The sequence below is a fragment of the Variovorax sp. RA8 genome (genome assembly GCF_901827175.1).
Classification (GTDB): Bacteria; Pseudomonadota; Gammaproteobacteria; order Burkholderiales; family Burkholderiaceae_C; genus Variovorax.
Window position 1 is genome coordinate 6,189,021 of the sequence record NZ_LR594662.1, and the last position, 18,041, is coordinate 6,207,061.

General features: G+C 69.0%; 14 protein-coding genes. 11 read left to right on the forward strand and 3 right to left on the reverse strand.

The genetic code is table 11. The features are described from left to right. The first annotated feature begins 6 nt into the window (after window positions 1–6). The 4 genes from E5P3_RS29475 to E5P3_RS29490 all read left to right on the forward strand — a co-directional run bounded on the left by E5P3_RS29475 (window position 7) and on the right by E5P3_RS29490 (window position 7,733). Window positions 7–4,128: a YhdP family protein gene (locus E5P3_RS29475; RefSeq protein WP_162589197.1), complete on the forward strand. Its 4,122-nt coding sequence runs from the start codon at window positions 7–9 to the stop codon at window positions 4,126–4,128. 56 nt (window positions 4,129–4,184) lie between these two features. Then, window positions 4,185–5,000 (forward strand): carbon-nitrogen hydrolase family protein, encoded by an 816-nt coding sequence (locus E5P3_RS29480; RefSeq protein WP_162589198.1) that lies wholly within the window; start codon window positions 4,185–4,187, stop codon window positions 4,998–5,000. A 68-nt stretch (window positions 5,001–5,068) separates the two neighbouring features. Beyond that, window positions 5,069–7,078, forward strand: coding sequence for a two-component system sensor histidine kinase NtrB (locus E5P3_RS29485; RefSeq protein ID WP_232073505.1), 2,010 nt, complete (start codon window positions 5,069–5,071; stop codon window positions 7,076–7,078). A 28-nt stretch (window positions 7,079–7,106) separates the two neighbouring features. Next, window positions 7,107–7,733, forward strand: coding sequence for a response regulator transcription factor (locus tag E5P3_RS29490; RefSeq protein ID WP_162589199.1), 627 nt, complete (start codon window positions 7,107–7,109; stop codon window positions 7,731–7,733). 36 nt (window positions 7,734–7,769) lie between these two features. Here the strand turns inward: E5P3_RS29490 and E5P3_RS29495 are convergent, their stop codons facing one another. Continuing rightward, complete coding sequence (locus tag E5P3_RS29495; RefSeq protein WP_162589200.1) at window positions 7,770–8,285, reverse strand: hypothetical protein; 516 nt, start codon at window positions 8,283–8,285, stop codon at window positions 7,770–7,772. A 19-nt stretch (window positions 8,286–8,304) separates the two neighbouring features. On the opposite strand from E5P3_RS29495, the gene E5P3_RS29500 reads away from it, so the two are divergent. Next, entirely contained in the window at window positions 8,305–8,493 is a 189-nt protein-coding gene (locus E5P3_RS29500) for a hypothetical protein (protein WP_162589201.1), read from the forward strand. 875 nt (window positions 8,494–9,368) lie between these two features. Continuing rightward, window positions 9,369–10,535 (forward strand): hypothetical protein, encoded by a 1,167-nt coding sequence (locus E5P3_RS29505; RefSeq protein WP_162589202.1) that lies wholly within the window; start codon window positions 9,369–9,371, stop codon window positions 10,533–10,535. Window positions 10,536–10,609: 74 nt separating this feature from the next. Here the strand turns inward: E5P3_RS29505 and E5P3_RS29510 are convergent, their stop codons facing one another. After that, on the reverse strand, window positions 10,610–11,263 hold the full coding sequence (locus E5P3_RS29510; RefSeq protein ID WP_162589203.1) for an OmpA family protein: 654 nt from the start codon (window positions 11,261–11,263) through the stop codon (window positions 10,610–10,612). Between the two features lie 34 nt (window positions 11,264–11,297). Beyond that, on the reverse strand, window positions 11,298–11,459 hold the full coding sequence (locus tag E5P3_RS29515; protein ID WP_174263116.1) for a hypothetical protein: 162 nt from the start codon (window positions 11,457–11,459) through the stop codon (window positions 11,298–11,300). Here E5P3_RS29515 and mltA point away from each other — a divergent pair. The 5 genes from mltA (at window position 11,458) to E5P3_RS29540 (ending at window position 18,036) form a co-directional block, all read left to right on the forward strand. Beyond that, on the forward strand, window positions 11,458–12,600 hold the full coding sequence (gene mltA / locus E5P3_RS29520; protein WP_162589204.1) for a murein transglycosylase A: 1,143 nt from the start codon (window positions 11,458–11,460) through the stop codon (window positions 12,598–12,600). The genes E5P3_RS29515 and mltA overlap by 2 nt on opposite strands. A gap of 44 nt (window positions 12,601–12,644) precedes the next feature. Continuing rightward, window positions 12,645–13,019: a DMT family transporter gene (locus E5P3_RS29525; RefSeq protein WP_162589205.1), complete on the forward strand. Its 375-nt coding sequence runs from the start codon at window positions 12,645–12,647 to the stop codon at window positions 13,017–13,019. Window positions 13,020–13,023: 4 nt separating this feature from the next. Continuing rightward, window positions 13,024–14,439 carry a UbiA family prenyltransferase gene (locus E5P3_RS29530; protein WP_162589206.1) on the forward strand — a complete coding sequence of 472 codons (1,416 nt, stop codon included), beginning with the start codon at window positions 13,024–13,026 and terminating at the stop codon, window positions 14,437–14,439. After that, window positions 14,439–15,650 carry a hypothetical protein gene (locus E5P3_RS29535; protein WP_162589207.1) on the forward strand — a complete coding sequence of 404 codons (1,212 nt, stop codon included), beginning with the start codon at window positions 14,439–14,441 and terminating at the stop codon, window positions 15,648–15,650. Before E5P3_RS29530 ends, E5P3_RS29535 begins: the two co-directional genes overlap by 1 nt. Before the next feature lie 124 nt (window positions 15,651–15,774). Beyond that, window positions 15,775–18,036: a PhoX family protein gene (locus E5P3_RS29540; protein WP_162589208.1), complete on the forward strand. Its 2,262-nt coding sequence runs from the start codon at window positions 15,775–15,777 to the stop codon at window positions 18,034–18,036. Window positions 18,037–18,041 lie beyond the last annotated feature (5 nt).

Genomic DNA, 18,041 nt, shown 5'->3' on the forward strand with positions numbered 1-18,041 from the left:
TCCTCAATGAACGACACGACGTCTTCCCCTTCACGTCTGCTCAAGATCACCGCTGTGGCGGCACGCTGGTTGTTGGCTTTGCTGATCGGTGCATGGCTGATGCTCGCGCTGTCAGTGCTGGTCCTACACGCTTGGATTGTGCCGCGAATCGGGGAGTACCGTGGCGCGCTGGAAGCGCAGGCCAGCAAGGCCATCGGGGTACCGGTGCGCATCGGCTCGATCACCGCCAAGGGCGGTACCCTGTTTCCCAGCTTCGAGCTGCGCGAGGTCGTGCTGCACGACCCGCAGCAGCGCGAGGCCCTGCGCCTGGCGCGCGTGGTGGCCAGCGTCTCGCCGCGCTCGCTGTGGCGCCTGAACTTCGAGCAGGTCTACATCGAGCGTCCCGAGCTGGAGGTGCGCCGCGACGCCGCCGGCAAGCTGCACGTGGCCGGCCTCAGCATGGACACCGACACCACCGGCGAGAGCCGCGGGGCCGACTGGTTCTTCGCCCAGCGCGAGTTCGTGATCCAGGGCGGCATCGTGCGCTGGATCGACGAGAGCCGCGGCGCCCCGTCGCTCCTGCTGTCCGATGTGCAGTTCATCGCCCGCAACGGCTCGCGCAGCCACACGATGCGGCTGGATGCCACGCCGCCGCCCGGCTGGGGCGAGCGCTTCAGCCTGCGCGGCGCATTCCGCCAGCCCCTGCTGTCGGTGCGCAGCGGCAACTGGCAGAGCTGGGACGGCGTGGCTTACGCCGAGCTGCCGCGCATCGACATCCGGCAGCTGGGCCAGTACGTGACGCTCGACGCCCGCATCCGCGAAGGCGACGGTGCGCTGCGGATCTGGGCCGATATCGACGACGGCCAGATCGCCGGCGGCACGGCCGACCTGGCGCTGCTGCGGGTGGATGCCTCGCTGGGCAAGTCGCTCGAGCCGCTGGTCCTGCGCGACGTCACCGGCCGGCTGGCCGGGCGCATGACGCAGGAGGCCCAGGAGTTCTCCACCACCGACCTGCAGTTCCAGACGCCCGACGGCATGCGATGGCCGGGCGGGAACCTCTGGTTCCAGCACTTGCCTGCGAAGGGCCGGGTCGCCGAGCGCGGCGCGTTGCGCGCCGACCGGCTGGACCTCGCGGCGCTGGCCATGATCGCCGACCGGCTGCCCTTGGACGCCAAGAGCCGCAAGCTGATCGACGGCCTGGTGCCGCGCGGCCTGGTCGAGCGCATCGATGCCAGTTGGCAGGGCCCGCTGGGCGCGCCGGACAGGTATCAGGCGCGGGGCCGCGTCAGCGGCTTCGGCGTCGCGTCGCGGTCCGCCGAGACCGTCGCCATGCCGGCGGCCCGGGTGGTCCCCGCGCCGCGTTCCTCCGCGCCGGCTGCAGCGGCGAATGCCGCAGCACCGCCGCCGGCCGGTGCGCCCGGCATCCGCGGCGCCACCATCGATTTCGACGCCACCCAGGCCGGCGGCAGCGCTGCACTGAGCATCGCCAACGGTGCGCTGGACTTCCCGGGCGTGTTCGAGGAACCGGTGATCGCGATCGACCAGCTGTCCGCCCAGCTCTCGTGGAAGATCGACGACGACAAGTCCCAGCTCCAGGTTTCGGGTCTCCGGTTCGCCAACGCCGATGCCGAGGGCGAGGCGCAGGCCAGCTGGCGCACCAGCGACCCTGCCAGCTCGAGCAGCCGTGCGCGCTTCCCCGGCGTGCTCGACCTGCAGGGCAAGCTCACGCGCGCCGACGGCACCCGCGTCTATCGCTACCTGCCGCAGCACATCCCGAAGGAAACGCGCGACTACGTGCGCGACGCCGTGCAGAAGGGCAGCGCCAGCGCGGTGGACTTCAAGGTCAAGGGCGACCTGCACGACATGCCCTTCACCGACCCGAAGCTGGGCGACTTCCGCATTGCCGCGCGGGTGGGGGACGTGCACTACGCCTACGCGCCGCCGGTGGCCGGCTCGGAGAAGAACTGGCCGGCCCTGACGGGCGTGAGCGGCGAGCTGGTCTTCGAGCGGGCGGGCATGCAGGTGCGCAACGCCCGCGGGCGCATCGCGGGCGCGCCCGGCATCGAGGTGACCAAGGCCGAGGCCCAGATCCCCGACCTGGACCACCATGCGCCGCTGCTCAAGGTCGACGCCCAGGCCAAGGGGCCCCTGGCCGAGCTGCTGCGCGCCGGATCGCCGTTGGCGGGCGAGGCCGGCCCTGCCCTGGCGGGCGCGCGCGCCACCGGCAATGCGGACTACCGGCTGCGCCTGGAGCTGCCGCTGTCCGCCATGGACAAGGCCAAGGTGCAGGCCAGCGTCGCCCTGGCCGACAACGACATCCAGATCCTGCCCGAGGCTCCCACCCTGGGCCAGGCGCGCGGCACGCTGAGCTTCACCGAGGGCGGCTTCTCGCTGGCCGGCGTGCAGGCGCGCGCACTCGGCGGCGCCTTGCGCATCGAGGGCGCGGGCCGCTGGGGCGCCGTGCAGGAGTTGAATCTGCGCGCCCAGGGCAATGCCAGCGCCGAGGGCATGCGCGCAGCGCGCGAGGTCGACTGGCTGGCGCGCCTGGCCCGGCACGCCAGCGGCAGCACCCCCTACACCGCCACCTTCTCGATGCGCGACGGCGCCTCCGAGTTCTCGCTGGCCAGCAGTCTGCAGGGCCTGGGGCTGCAACTGCCCGCGCCGCTGGCCAAGCCGCCGGAGGACCCGATGCCGCTTGCGATCGAGAAAAAGATCGTGCAACGCGAAACCCGCGCCGGCGCCACCCCGCTGCTACAGGACCGGCTCTCGGTCGAGCTGGCCCGCGTCGGCTCGGCCTCCTACGTGCGCGACATTTCCGGAAGCGAAGCCCGGGTGCTGCGCGGCGGCATCGGCATCGGCCTGTCCGCGGGCGAATCCGCGGCGCCGCCCGAGCGCGGCGTGCTCGCCAACATCCAGCTCGCGCGCGTCGACGTGCCCGCCTGGCAGGCCCTGTTCGGCGACACCACCGGCAAGCCGGCCGAGGCGACCGAGGGCGGCGACGACGCCTCGGCCTACCTGCCCACCATCCTCGCACTGCGCGCGCAGGAGCTCGCCATCGGCGGCCGCACGCTGCACAACGTGGTGCTCGGCGGCACCCGCGAGGGCACGCTCTGGCACGCCAACATCGATGCCACCGAGCTCAGCGGCTATGCCGAGTACCGCAGCGCGCAGGCGGGGCGCCTGTACGCGCGGCTGGCGCGCCTGAAGATCGCGCCCAGCACAGCCAACGCGGTCGAGTCGCTGCTGGACGAGCAGCCGAGCACGCTGCCCGCGCTGGACATCGTGGTCGACGACTTCGAGCTGCTGGGCCGGCGCCTGGGCCGTGCCGAGATCGATGCAGTCAACCGCGGCGGCGCTGGGCGCGAGTGGCGGCTCAACAAGCTGGCTTTCACCACACCCGAAGCCAGCTTCACCGCGCAGGGCGCCTGGGCTGCCGCGCCCGCCGGAACCGGCGCGCGCGGGCGCGGCGAGCCGCGCCGCACCACCATGGACTTCAAGCTCGACATCGCAGACGCCGGCGGCCTGCTCGGGCGCTTCGGCATGAAGGACGTGATACGCGCCGGCCGCGGGCGGCTCGAGGGCCAGGTGCACTGGAGCGGCTCGCCCTTCGCGCTCGACTATCCCAGCCTGGGCGGCCAGTTGAAGATCGATGTCGAGTCCGGCCAGTTCCTCAAGGCCGAGCCCGGCATCGCCAAGCTGCTCGGCGTGCTGAGCCTGCAAGCCCTGCCGCGGCGCCTGACGCTCGATTTCCGCGACGTGTTCAGCCAGGGCTTCAGCTTCGACTTCCTGCGCGGCGACGCCCGCATCAACCAGGGCGTGGCCAGCACCAACAACCTGCAGATGAAGGGCGTCAACGCCGCGGTGCTGATGGACGGCTCGGCCGACATCGCCCGAGAGACGCAGAGCCTGAGGGTGGTCGTGGTGCCCGAGATCAACGCCGGCACCGCCGCGCTGGTCGCGACCGCGATCAACCCAGCGATCGGGCTCGGCACCTTCCTGGCCCAGATGGTGCTGAGCCGGCCGCTCATCGCCGCTGCCACGCAGGAGTTCCAGATCGACGGCACCTGGGCCGATCCCAAGATCACCAAGATCCCGCGCCGGCTGTTGCCGGCAGCGCAGGGCGCGCCGGCCGCGCCCGCGGTACGCTGAGGCAGGACGAACTCCAGGCACACAAACTCCAAGCACAAAGAGAAAACGGAGCGCTCATGAAAGTTGCCGCCATCCAGATGGTCTCGGCCATCGCACGCGAGGCCAATCTCGCCCGCGCCCATGCGCTGCTCGGCGAGGCCGCCGCCGGCGGCGCCGAGCTGGCCGTGCTGCCCGAGTACTTCTGCATGATGGGCGCGCGCGACACCGACAAGCTGGGCCTGCGCGAGACCGCCGGCGCCGGCACGGTGCAGGGCTTCCTGGCCGACGCAGCGCGCGAGTTCGGGCTGTGGATCGTCGGCGGCACGCTGCCGCTGGAGACCGGCGACGAGCGCCACGTGTTCAACAGCTCCCTGGCCTATTCGCCGGACGGCGAGCACGTGGCGCGCTACGACAAGATCCACCTCTTCTTCTACGACAACGGCCGCGAACGCTACGACGAGCGCCGCGTGATCGCTCCCGGCGCCGAGCCGGTGTGCTTCGACCTGCCCTCGCGCGACGGCCATCGCTGGCGCATCGGCATGAGCGTGTGCTACGACCTGCGCTTTCCCGAGCTCTACCGCGAGCTCGCGCGCCAAGGCGCCGAGCTGCTGCTGGTGCCCAGCGCCTTCACCCACACCACCGGCTCGGCCCACTGGGAGGTGCTCCTGCGCGCACGCGCCATCGAGAACCTCTGCTGGGTCGTCGCCCCGGCCCAGGGCGGCACCCACGAGAACGGGCGCCGGACCTGGGGCCAGTCGATGGTGGTCGACCCCTGGGGCGAGGTGGTCGCGCAGCGCGCGGTCGAGGAGGGCGTGGTGAGCTTCGAGCTCGACGCCCGGCAGGTCGAGCACGCGCGCACCCAATTGCCGGCACTCTCGCATCGGGTGCTCTGAAGAAGGTGTCCTCCACCACGCTGCCCATCGCAAGAACGGTCCGGGGTGCCTTCTCCGGCCTTCGTTCGCTGCGCTCGCTCCATTCGCTGTGGCAGCGCTGGTTCCTGTGGGTGATCCTCGCTGTGCTGGTCATCGCGCTGCTGGCCACCGTGGTGTGGCTTGCCGGCCGGCACGAGGTCGAGCAGGTGCAGACAGCCCTCGACCGCGACACCGCCGATGCCGTCTCCGACCTGCGCAGCGGCCTGCAGCGCAATGCCCAGAGCCTGCGCGCCTCGCAGGTCAACGGCAGGGACCGCGAGCACTGGCCCATGGAGGCCGCGGCGCTGCTGCGCGAGCATCGCGAATGGCTGCGCCTCGAATGGCGCGACGCGGCGCTGCGCCCGCTGGCGGCCGTCGACACGCCCTATCGCCGGCGCGTGTTCGACGACGCGAACCGTGGCCGCGAGCAGGCCGACGTCGCGCTGGCCTGCGCGGCCGCTCGCAAGGCGGGAGCGCCGGCCTACTCGCCGAGCCACTACGTGCCCTTCGTGCCCAGCGGCGGCCTCGAGGTGATGGAGCTGTGCCTGCCGGTCGATGGCGGCGGCTACCTGGTGGCCACCTATTCGCTGCGCGACACACTGATCGAACTGGTCGCACCCACGCTCACGCGCGGCCAGGAGGTCGCCTTCACCGAGCCGGACGGAACGCGCCTCGTGGCCGTGGGCGCGGCGCGCCGCGTCGGCACGCGCGTCTTCACCGCGCAGCAACTCGTCGACTTGCCAGGCAACGCGCTGATGCTGCGCGTGGACGGCTGGCGCGCCGCGCCCGACCTCTTTCCCAACCTGCTGACCGGCCTGGTCACGGCGATCTCGATCGCGCTGGTCTCGGTGCTGGTGCTCCTGGCGCGCGACACGCGCCGGCGGCTGCGCGCCGAGCACGACCTGGCCGATGCGCTGGCCTTCCGCAAGGCCATGGAGGATTCGGTCATCACCGGCCTGCGTGCGCGCGACCTGCAGGGCCGCATCACCTACGTGAACCCCGCGTTCTGCGAAATGGTGGGCTTCAGCGCCGAGGAACTCATGCACCACGCCAGCGACATGCCCTACTGGCCGACCGAGCTGGCGCAGGAATACCGCCAGCGCCAGGCGCTTCGCATGGCCGGCGGCGTGCCGCCGCGCGAGGGCTTCGAGTCGGTCTTCATGCACAAGGACGGCAGGCGCTTCCCGGTGCTGATCTTCGAGGCGCCGCTGATCAACGCGCAGGGCGCCCAGACCGGCTGGATGAGCGCCTTCATCGACGTCAGCGAGCAGCGGCGCATCGAGGAACTCTCGCGCGCCAGCCAGGAGCGGCTGCAGGCCAGCGCGCGGCTCGCGACCGTGGGCGAGATGGCCTCGCTGCTGAGCCACGAGCTCACCCAGCCGCTCGCCGCCATCGCCAGCTATGCCAGCGGCTCGCTCAATCTTCTGCGCAGCGCCGGCGCGTCCCCCGGCGGCGATCACGGCGAGGTCGCGATGGCCGTGCGCCGCATCGCCGAACAGGCCGACCGTGCCGGCCAGGTGATCCGCAGCGTTCACGACTTCGTGCGCCGGCGCGACCGCCTGCGCGAGGCCGTCGCGCCGCAGGCCCTGATCGATGCCGTGATGCCGCTGGTGCGCCTGCAGGCGCGCAAGCTCGGCGTGCGGGTCGACGTGCACTACGAGGAGCGCCTGCCGCGCGTGCTGTGCGACCGCACGCTGGTCGAGCAGGTCCTGCTGAACCTGGCGCGCAACGCGATGCAGGCAATGGACCTGCCCGAGCTCAGCGAGCGCGTGCTGCACCTGCGCGTCGCGCGCGCCCGTGCCGTCGGCGAAAGCGGCGACACCCCCGACAAGGCCGACGTGCGCCGCTGGGTCGAGTTCTCGGTGGCCGACCGCGGCGTCGGCATCAGCGAGGAGGTCGCGGCGCGGCTCTTCACGCCCTTCTTCACCACGCGACCCGATGGCATGGGCCTGGGCCTGAGCCTGTGCCGCACGGTGGTCGAGCAGCACGGCGGCGCACTGGCCTTCGAGCCGCAGCGGCCCCGCGGCACCGTGTTCCGGTTCACGCTGCCGGCGGCCTGACACTCTCCCGTATTCCCCTTCTTCCTTGATGCAACCCTTGATCGATGCCCTGATCTTCATCGTTGACGACGACGCCAGCGTGCGCGAGGCGCTGGCCTGGCTGCTGCGCTCGCGGCGCCTGGTGAGCGAGCAGTATGCGAGCGCCGAGGACTTCGAGCTGCGCCTGGCCGAGGGTCCACTGGCCGATCAGCCGCACTGCCTGCTGCTGGACGTGCGCATGCCCGGCATGAGCGGGCTCGCGCTGTTCGACCGTCTGGCGGAGCGCGGCCTGCTGGAGGTGATGCCCGTGATCTTCCTGACCGGCCATGCCGACGTGCCCACCGCGGTCGACGCGGTGAAGCGCGGCGCCTTCGATTTCTGCGAGAAGCCCTTCTCCGACAACGCGCTGGTCGACCGCATCGAGCATGCGCTCGGCGCCTCGCTGCGCGCGGTGGAAGCGCAGCGCGCGCGCCGACTGCTGCTGCGCCGCGTCGAGGAGCTGACCGAGCGCGAGCGCGACGTGATGCGGCGCGTGGTCGAGGGCCTGCCCAACAAGCTGATTGCGGACCAGCTCTCGATCAGCGTGCGGACGGTGGAGGTGCACCGGGCGCGGGTGTTCGAGAAGATGGAAGTGAGGTCGGCGGTGGAGTTGGCGAATCTGCTGAGGGGCATCTGATGCCGCACGAGCAATGCGGTGTGCCGTCCTGTCTCGTCACTTCGGTACGCCGTCCATTTGTAAAGTCTTGTGCCGCTCAGCCCAAGCCGTCGGATGGAGCGACGACAGCGCCAAGGCGTCCCGGTCGGAAAATTCAGCTGTGTCGATGATGCGATTGACGATGTCGTCATAAAACCGGCCCCCAAGGAGCACGCTCAAGCCATGCCACATACCGTTGGCCACGGCCATCTTGAAAATGTTCCTGTTGCGGGCGAGGTGATCGCGCAATTCATCGCGCCAGGCACCGACGGCGAACTTGCTGACATCAAGCTGAAGCAAGGTCGTGTTTTGTCGCAACGCTTCTACCAGCGGCTTCAGGAAGAAATCGTCTCGGCGTCCATTGCTGACAAAGCTGACCGAGACAAGTGTCGCCTGCTTCGTCAGCAGAGATCCCAAGGCGTTGGCAGTATCGTCCCCCATCATGGTGGCCCCATGCTGAAGTGTTCCGACCTGAAGCTCGAGACCGTGATGGTCTCTGCCGGAGTGACCGACGACGTTGACCGAAGTTTGCAAGCTTAGCAAGCTGAACCTCATGGACTTCGGCAAGGTCACCATCGCCCAGCATGAGAAGCTCTGTCAAGCCATCATGGGCCAAGTCGAACTCAAGTCTCTGCAGCTGGCGTGCTACGTGCAGAAGAATTTCATGGCCTGCTATATGCCATTCTTCGGAAAACAGAATTGCGCTCTCCACTCCGACGGGTCCCAGGTGCAAGGTGCGTAGTGCAGGCATCTGGCCCAGCGCCTCGAAGAAGAATCTGCCCTTGGAATAGTCGAGATTGAAGCCCGAAATCGCCAGCGCCTCCACGAAAAGAGGAGCTTCCTTGGTGGCCTTGACCAAGGTCTCCCATCCGTCCGTACTAACGGGCCCTTCTATGCGCAGGATTTTGTAGTCGAAGCCCATGTAGAGCGGAAGGATTTCGCGCAGGGCGGCGATCTCTCTGTGCTCCGTGCATCCGTGAACCAGCCCGCGCAGGTCCGACTCGTCGAATTCATTGAGATCCTTTCGTAAAGAAGACGGGTAATCGCGTCGTTGAACGCGTCGGATCTCTCATGGCGAATGGTCGTGAGGCTGTGGCCGAATCGTTGTTTCGGATCGTCATGCTCTATACGAAGGACATTGTTAGCAATGGGTCGGTTTCCTGCTTGGAACCCTTTTGTAGTGCGGGTGTTGGAGAAGAATTCCATGGTGTTCGTTGCAGAAGGGATTGGGAGCGCATTCACAGGTCAATGCGAGAACCCCCATGAGTGGCATCGGCGCCTGGTTCGTTCCCACTCACTGTCGACTCGGACCGTGCATGGAACCGAACCGGCGTGACGGTCACACAGGCTGGTGCGCTGGGTGTCTCCTGCGTGGAAGCGAAGACTCGCGTGGCGCGCAGCGCGCAAACAGCCATTCATCGATACACAGTCAAGGAAGAACGACCAATGACCACCCCCAGGACCACCCCCAATCGCACGCCCCCGGGGTCGCCGCGGATCACGCTTCAAGTGCCGGCCAACACGCCATTGCGCCGCGTTTCGAAAGTGCTGGCCACGTCGATGGGCTACCCTGCCGGCCCCACGTTGGTTTTGCTCACGATAGGAGGACCCAGCCACATGTCGAACACCCTGATCCGGGATTGGCAGGACGGCGCCATTGTCGCGGAGTGCAATTTCTGCGCGATCGAGGTGGGCGAAGCTGCCGGGTCCGATATCGAACTGCCTGAACTGCTGCATGCACATGTGCCGCAAGACGCGCACCTGTACCTCGTGCAGCGCGATGCGAAGGTTTCCATCGAAGAGGTTGAACAGGTGCGGGAGGTCCTCGACAGGCTGGAGATCCCTCTCGCTTCAGATGAGCCCCTGAACGCCGATGACGTTCGCACCTGGGTTTTTCCTGTGCTGGACGAGGTCGCGCCTCCCGAGCACGTCAGGGCGCCCGACTACGAGGTCGCCGCAGTGAGGCAAAAGCTTGAGCAAAACCGGGTGAAGTCCTTCGAGCTGAACAGGGAGATCGAGCAGCTGCAGGCGTTCATCGTGGCCATGCGAGAGACCGGCGCCAGCCCGGGAGAAGAGAACGAGGCGCCGACGGTCATCATGAGCGCGTTCAACGAGCTCCAGTTCTCGAAGCATTGGCAGTCAGTAGCGGGCACCCCGGGCGCAAAGGCCGTGTATCAGTTGATGGGGCAAATCTACTACCTGAATGAAGAAACGCAGAGCCATGTCGAAGGCCTTCTGCACACCCTTTTTCTCGGCATGCGCGACGATCCGGACACACTCCGCTCGGTGCTCAGAGCTGCAGAGAAGGTGACCACCGGCATGACCAGCATGTTCGCGCTTTCCAAGATGTGCATCGCCTATATGGAACACCGCGTCGCCTCGGGTGCGCTTGACGACAAACCTCTGGTCGCGCTTGACTTTGCCCGTTGCGTGCAACGGTACAAACTGCTGGAGGACGCTTACGCAAACCAGCTGAAGGCGATGCGAGATTCACAGCAGCACAACTCCCTGCTCGAAGTTGATCTTTCCATGGCTTTCGAAGATGCCTTGATCGCTGTGTTGCGTGATGGCGGCAAGCGGGGGCTGCCTCCCCGGCAGCAGGGCATGACGCCGGGAGAAGCCATGGCTGCCGATACCGTTCAGGTCGCGTGGCAAGAGATGTTGAAACTCGGAAACGAAGGCTTCCAGAACTACCTGGACCAATGGATCCCCTGGCAGGGGTTGGTCGATCGCCGCCGGATGAAACTAGCCGGAGCGCGCGAGTCGCAGCAGGCGATGAACTAAGAGCAGGGTCCGCGCAAGCGGTCTGCTCGGCCCGAGGATGCCGAGCCGAGCGCCCTCGCGCCGATCCTTCGAGCTCAGCCCTGCGGCCGCTCGCCCACGTAGATCTCCACCCGCCGGTTCTGCGCCCGCCCCGCATCGCTGCCGTTGTCCGCGATCGGCTCGCGCGAGCCGCGGCCCTCGATGCGGAAGGCCTGTTGCGGCACGCCGCGCGCGATCAGATAGTCACGCGTGCTCGCCGCGCGCTCCACCGACAGCGGGTTGTTGATGGCGTCGGTGCCGGTACTGTCGGTGTGGCCGATGATGCGCACCTCGGCATTCGGGTTGTTGCGCAGGCCGTTGGCGAACTGGTTGAGGATGGGCACGAAGTTGGGCTTGATCGTGGAGCGGCCGGTGTCGAAGGAGACGTCGCTCGGGATCGCGAGCTTGAGCTCGTTGTTGGGCGTTTGCGTGACCGCGATGCCGGTGCCCTGCGTGGCGGCCTGCATCTCGCGCTTCTGCGCTTCCATGCGCTGCGACCAGAGATAGCCGCCGAGCGCGCCGGCGGCTGCGCCCACGGCGGCGCCGGTACCGATGGCGCGGCTGTCGCCGCCGGTCGCGGAGCCGATCACAGCGCCGCCCAGCGCGCCCACGCCGGCACCGATGCCGGTTCTGCGTTGCGTGTCGCTCATGCCGGCGCAACCCGACAGGACGATGGCTGCGGCGGTGGTGGCGAGGACGAATTTCTTCATGTGTAGCTCCTTGTAAATCTTCAGCGAACTGGGATTATCTGGAGCTCCCCGGCGGCGGCTCGTCGGACGGGGGCGCTTTTTCAGCCTCGTCGGCCTCATGCAGTTCACCGCCTTTGCGGCCCGAGAACATCGTCCACCACACGATCAAGACCAGCAGGATTCCGGCGCCGAGCGCTTCGAGCAAAATCAAACCCATGAAAAGAGGACTCCAGTGGCTGGTCGGGCTCGCAATCGTAGCAATGCTGGCCGGCTGTTCCGTCGGCAACCTGCAACCCGAGGCGCCCGTCGCGACAGCACCCTCGAGCGCGCCGCCCGCGCGCGAACTTGGCCCGCTGACCGGCTCGCTCAACCATCCGAAGAGCCGCTGGGTGCCGGTGCCCTGGTCCGAACTGCCCGGCTTCGAGGACGATGCGCTGCACGAAGGCTGGAGCGCGATGATCGCCAACTGCGCCCGCCCGAACGCCGCCTTCGCGCCGCTGTGCCGCGAGGTGCGCCAGCTGGCGCTGGCCGAGACCGAGGAGCAGCGCCAGTGGCTGCGCGAACGCCTGCAGCCCTACCGTGTGGAATCGCCGACGGGGCCGGTCGAGGGCAAGCTCACGAGCTACTACGAGCCGGTGTTCGAGGCTTCGCGCCGTCCCACGGCGCAACACACCGTGCCCCTCTACCAGGCCCCAACCGGCCTGGTGGCGCGCCGCCCGTGGTTCACGCGCCAGGAGATCGACACGCTGCCGCAGGCCCAGGCCGCGCTGCGCGGACGCGAGATCGCGTGGCTGGCCGACCCGATCGACGTGCTGATGCTGCACATCCAGGGCTCGGGCCGGCTGCGCATCACCGAGGCCGACGGCTCGCAGCGCACCGTGCGCGTGGCCTTCTCTGCGACCAACGAGCAGCCCTACCGCAGCGTGCAGCAATGGCTGCAGAGCCAGGGCGCGACCAAGGTCAGCCTGTGGCCCGACGACACCAAGCAATGGGTGGCGCAGAACCCGCAGCGCCTGTCGCAGCTGTTGTGGAGCAATCCGCGTTATGTCTTCTTCCGCGAGGAGCCGCTGGCCGACATCGACGCCGCCACCGGCCCGGTCGGTGCGCAGGGCGTGCCGCTCACCGCGGGCCGTTCGATCGCGGTCGACCGCGACAGCATTCCCTACGGCACGCCGGTGTGGCTGGCCTCGCCGGGCCCGGCCGTGCCGCTGGCCCGCCTGGTGGTGGCGCAGGACACGGGCAGCGCCATCGTGGGCGCAGTGCGCGCTGACTTCTTCGCCGGCACCGGCGCTGAAGCAGGGCGCCTGGCAGCACGCGTGAATCAGCCACTTCGCCTGTGGGTGTTGTGGCCGAAATGACATGACGAAGGGGCATGATCCGTGCTTGGGCAACAGGGAGCACAATGAACCTTCACACCTTCTCGATCATCTTCGCAGGCGTGCTGCTGAATTCGGCCGCGCAGCTGATGCTCAAGGCCGGCGCCCGCACGCTGGGCACCGTCGCGATGGGCAGCAGCGCCTCGCTGACGGCCGCTGCATGGAGCGCGGCCACGCAGCCGTGGATCGTGGTGGGGCTGGTCTGCTACTTCATCAGCGCCGGGCTGTGGATCCTCGCGTTGACACGGGTGGACGTGACCGTCGCCTATCCCATGCTGTCCATGGGCTACGTCATCGCTGCCCTGCTGGCATGGCAGCTCTTCGGCGAATCGCTGAACGCCACGCGCGTGCTCGGCATCGCCATCATCCTCGTCGGCGTGGTCGTGTTGAGCAGGGGATGAAGCCATGCGCCCGCTCTACGTGGACCTGGACGGCACGTTGATCGCCACCGATTCTCTGCACGAATCCCTGCTGCAACTGGTTCGCGTCTCGCCGGCATCGCTGCTGTCGCTTCCGCTGTGGCTGCTGCGCGGCAAGGCCGCGTTCAAGCAGGAGGTGGCGAGCCGCGCCCCCATCGACGTAGAGTCACTCCCGTACCGGCCGGAGGTGCTCGAACTGGTGCGCAGCGCCCGCGCCGCCGGGCGACGCACCGTGCTGGCTACCGCCAGCGACGGGCGGCTGGCGCGATCGGTGGCCTCGCACCTGGGGCTGTTCGACGCGGTAATCGCCTCCGACGGCGAGCACAACCTGCGCGGCGCGCGCAAGCGCGCCGCCATCGAGGCCGACGCCGGCGGCCGGGGCTTCAGCTACGCGGGCAACGGGCATGTGGACCTCGCGGTCTGGCGCGGGGCCGAGGCCGGGGTCGTGGTGAGCCGCTCCGAGCCTCTGGCGCGCAGGGTGGCCGGGCTGACCACGCTCGAGGCGCGAATCGTGCCGCCGCGCACCCCGCTCAAGCGTTACCTGTACGGCGTGCGGCTGCACCAGTGGCTCAAGAACGTGCTGATCTTCCTGCCGCTGATGCCGGTGCTGCACGAGCTCACGCGGCCGATCGTGCTGCATGCGGTGCTGGCCTTCGTGGCGTTCGGGCTGATGGCCTCGGGCATCTACGTGCTCAACGACCTGCTCGACCTGGAGTCGGACCGGCAGCATCACCGCAAGCGCCTGCGGCCCTTCGCCGCGGGCGAGATCACGGCCCTCGAAGGACTGGCCGTTGCGGTGCTCCTGTGCACCGCCTCGCTGGTGCTGGCGCTGGCGCTCCTTCCCGCGGCCTTCGTGGGCGTGCTGCTGCTCTACATGGCCCTGACCACCGCCTATTCGCTGTTCCTCAAGCGCCGCGCGGTGGTCGACGTGTTCGCGCTGGCCGGCCTCTACACGATTCGCGTGGCGGCCGGGACCGCGGCGACGGGGCTGCCGCTGTCCTTCTGGATCCTGTCCTTCTCGATGTTCATCTTCCTGAGCCTGGCGCTGGCCAAGCGCTACGTCGAGCTGACCGGCCCGGCGCGCGAGGTGCGGCGCATGAAGCGCGATCGCGGCTATCAGCCGGGGGACGCGACCTTCGTGCTGTGCACCGGCGTGGCGGCCGGCCAGATGTCGGTGCTGCTGCTCGGCCTCTACCTGCACGACCAGGAAACTGTGGTGCGCTATGGGAACCCCGAGTACCTGTGGATACTGATCCCGCTGCTCCTGTTCTGGATCATGCGCGTGTGGCTCAAGGCGATCCGCGGCGCACTGCACGACGACCCGGTGGTCTTCGCCGCGCGCGACTGGGTCAGCCGCCTGGCGGTGGGCATCGCCGCCCTTGTGCTGTGGGCGGCGGACTAGTGCCGAAACGCGCGCTGGCCTGGGATGCGCTTGTCGCCGCGGGGCTGGCGCTCGCGGCCCTGCTGCTGCTGACGACGCTCGCCCGCCAGCTGCCTCCCGCGCTCTTCGTGCGCGAGAGCGGCCTCGACGCCTGGTTCCAGTCCGACATCCCGCGCGTGCTGGCCAACATGGTGGATGCGCAGAGCAACCACTACCGCACCAAGGTCCACCCGATCGTCTCGATCATCATCCATCCTGTGGTGACGGGCCTGCGCGCGCTGTGGCCCGGCAGCGACCTGCAGGTGGCCATGCGCTTCGCCTACCTGGTGGCCGCCCTGTGGGTGCTGTCCTTCTACGCCTTGTGCCGCGTGCTCGGCAGCGGGCGCGTCGCGGCGGCCTGCTTCTCGCTGCTGGCCATCGGCAGCGCCGCCTTCCAGTTCTGGTTCTCGGTGCCGGAGACCTACGGGCTCGGATCGCTGACCCTGCTGTGGGTACTGCTGGTCGCGGCGGTCGCGGTGCACCGGCCCGTGGGCGACCGGCTGCTGCTGGCCGCCAGTATCGCCAGCCTCGCGATCACGGTCACCAACTGGGTGGCGGGGCTGGCGCTGGCCGTGGTCCAGCGGCCCTGGCGGCGCGCGCTCGCGATCAGCGCCGCGGCCTTCGCGATCGTCGCCGCCGTCTCGGTGGCGCAGCGTTTTCTCTACCGCTTCGCCAAGTTCTTCTTTCTCGGCAGCAGCGAGGAGGCGGACTATGTGAACCTGGAGCGCTCCGGCACCGTGCTGAACAAGTTGGCCGCGATGTTCTGGCATCCACTCAGCCTGCCTGAGGTGCTCAGCGTGCCCTCGGTCCCGCCAGCGCTCGACTGGATCACGGTGCAGCTGAGCGCCCCGGCCTCGGGCGGCTGGGCCGGTGTTTCCGCGCTCGTCCTCTGGAGCCTGCTGCTCGCGGCCGGCGTCGTCGGCCTGCTGCGCGCATCGCGCTGGCGCCGCTTCGCCGCGGTGCTCGGGATCACGCTGGGCGCGCAGGTGCTGCTGCACCTGATCTATGGCGACGAGACCTTCCTGTACGCCGCGCATTTCCTGCCGCTGCTGATGGCGGTCGCGGTGTTCGCCACGCACGCCCTGCCGCCCGCGCTGGCCGCGGCGATGGCGCTGGCGGCAGCGGGTCTCGCGGCCTTCCACAACGCGGCCACGTACGAGGCCGCGATTCGGCTGCTGCAGCAAGCGCGCTGAGCGGCGGGCGCGGCGTCGCGGTGGGAGCGGCGAGCATCTGCCCCGGATTTGACTTCTTGGCGTCACACGGAACTTTTAGCGTACAGGGGTTAAGCAACAACCGTTCCCCACGAAAGACTCGCGCATGACCGCCCATACCCGCCATGACGTCACCCCCATCGATCCCGACGACATCGGCCACAACACGAGCTCCAACCCCTCCTTCACCGACCTGCTCGCGTCCCGCCTGAGCCGCCGTCACCTGTTCGGCCTGGGCGTCGGCACTGCCGGCACCGCTCTGCTGCAGGCCTGCGGCGGCGGCGGCAGCGACGGTTTCCCGGTGCTGCCGTCCGCCCCGGCCCCGGCCCCGGCGCCTGCACCGGCTCCCGCACCCGCGCCGGCCCCGGCGCCCGCCGCGCCCAAGCTCGGCTTCACCGCCGTCTCCAAGAGCCTCGCAGACGTGGTTTCCGTGCCGCCGGGCTACACCGCCACCGTGCTGTACCGCCTCGGCGACCCGATCGCGGCCGGCGTGCCGGCCTACGCGAACGACGGCACCGATGCCGCCGCCACCTTCGACCGCCGTGCCGGCGACCACCACGACGGCATGACCTTCTTCGGCATGGATGCCTCGGACAAGTGGGCGCCGACCAGCGCCACGCGCGGCCTGCTGGCGATGAACCACGAAGCCATCACGCCGCTCTTCCTGCATCCGGCCGGGCAGACCACCACCGGCACCGGCAACGCGCAGGTGCGCACCGTGCCCGACGAAGTGCTTCGCGAGTTCTACCTGCACGGCGTGAGCGTGATCGAGGTCAACAAGGGCGCGAGTGCCTGGAGCTACAAGCAGGACTCCGCCTTCAACCGCCGCGTCCACACGCTGACCGAGATGACCTTCTCGGGCCCGGCTGCCAAGACCGGGTACCTGGCGACCAAGTTCTCCACCGACGGCAGCAAGACCCGCGGCACGCTCAACAACTGCGCCAACGGCACCACGCCCTGGGGCACCTACCTGACCTGCGAGGAGAACTGGGCCGGGTACTTCCGCCGCATCGCCGCCACCGACAACCCGAGCCGCACTGCCAGGGAAATCGCCAGCTTCAACCGCTATGGCGTTGCCGGGACCGGGCGCGAGCTGTGGGCCACCGCCACGCCCGACACCGCCGACAACATCTATGGCCGCTGGAATGCGCAAGTTGCCGGCGCCACCGCCGCGGACGACTATCGCAACGGCGCCAACACCTACGGCTGGGTGGTGGAGATCGATCCCTTCACGCCCGGCAGCACGCCGAAGAAGCGCACCGCACTCGGCCGCATGGGCCACGAAGGCGCCTGCCTCGGACCGGTGGTCGTGGGCAAGCCCCTCGTGTGGTACATGGGTGACGACTCGCGCAACGAGTACATCTACAAGTTCGTCTCGACCAAGAACTGGGACGCGGCCGACGTCAACGGCGGCCTGGCCGCCGGCGACAAGTACATGGACGACGGCCGGCTCTACGTCGCGAAGTTCAACGCCGACGGCACCGGCGCGTGGCTGGAGCTCAAGCTCGGCGTCAACGGCATCACCTCGAGCAACACGGCCTACGCCTTCGCCGACGCGGCCGACGTGCTGATCAACACGCGCCTGGCGGCCGATGCGGCCGGCGCCACCAAGATGGACCGTCCCGAGTGGGCGTCCGTCAATCCGAAGACCGGCGAGGTCTACGTCACGCTGACCAACACCAATGCCGCCGCGCGCCCGATCACGGCCACCGACGCCGCCAACCCGCGCTTCTACAACGACCCGAAGGGCGCCGCTGCCACCGCGCAGACCGGCAACCCCAACGGCCACATCGTGCGCTTCGCGGACGACAACGGCGACCCGGCGGCCCTGGGCTTCAAGTGGGACGTGTACCTGTTCGGCGCACGCGCCGGCGCATCGGCCGACGTCAACCTCTCGGGCCTGGTCGCCGACAACGACTTCTCCAGCCCCGACGGCCTGTGGTTCAGCGAAGCCACGGGCGGCCTGCTGTGGCTGGAGACCGATGACGGCGCCTACACCGACGTCACCAACTGCATGCTGCTCGCCGCCGTTCCGGGCAAGGTGGGCGACGGCGCGGCCAAGACCATCACCAACGTCGACGGCGCGACCACCCGGCAGCAGGCCACCTTCGTCGGCAAGGCGCCTGGCACGGACGGCCTGCGCCGCTTCCTGGTGGGCCCGAAGGACTGCGAGATCACCGGTATCGCCGAGTCGGGCGATGGCCGCGCGCTGTTCGTCAACATCCAGCATCCGGGCGAGACCACGCCGACGGCGAGCCTCGCCAACCCGGCGCAGTTCGGCAGCCACTGGCCCGATGGCGGCAACGCCCGCCCTCGCTCGGCCACGGTCGTGATCACCAAGGACGACGGCGGAATCGTCGGGCTGTAAGCGCA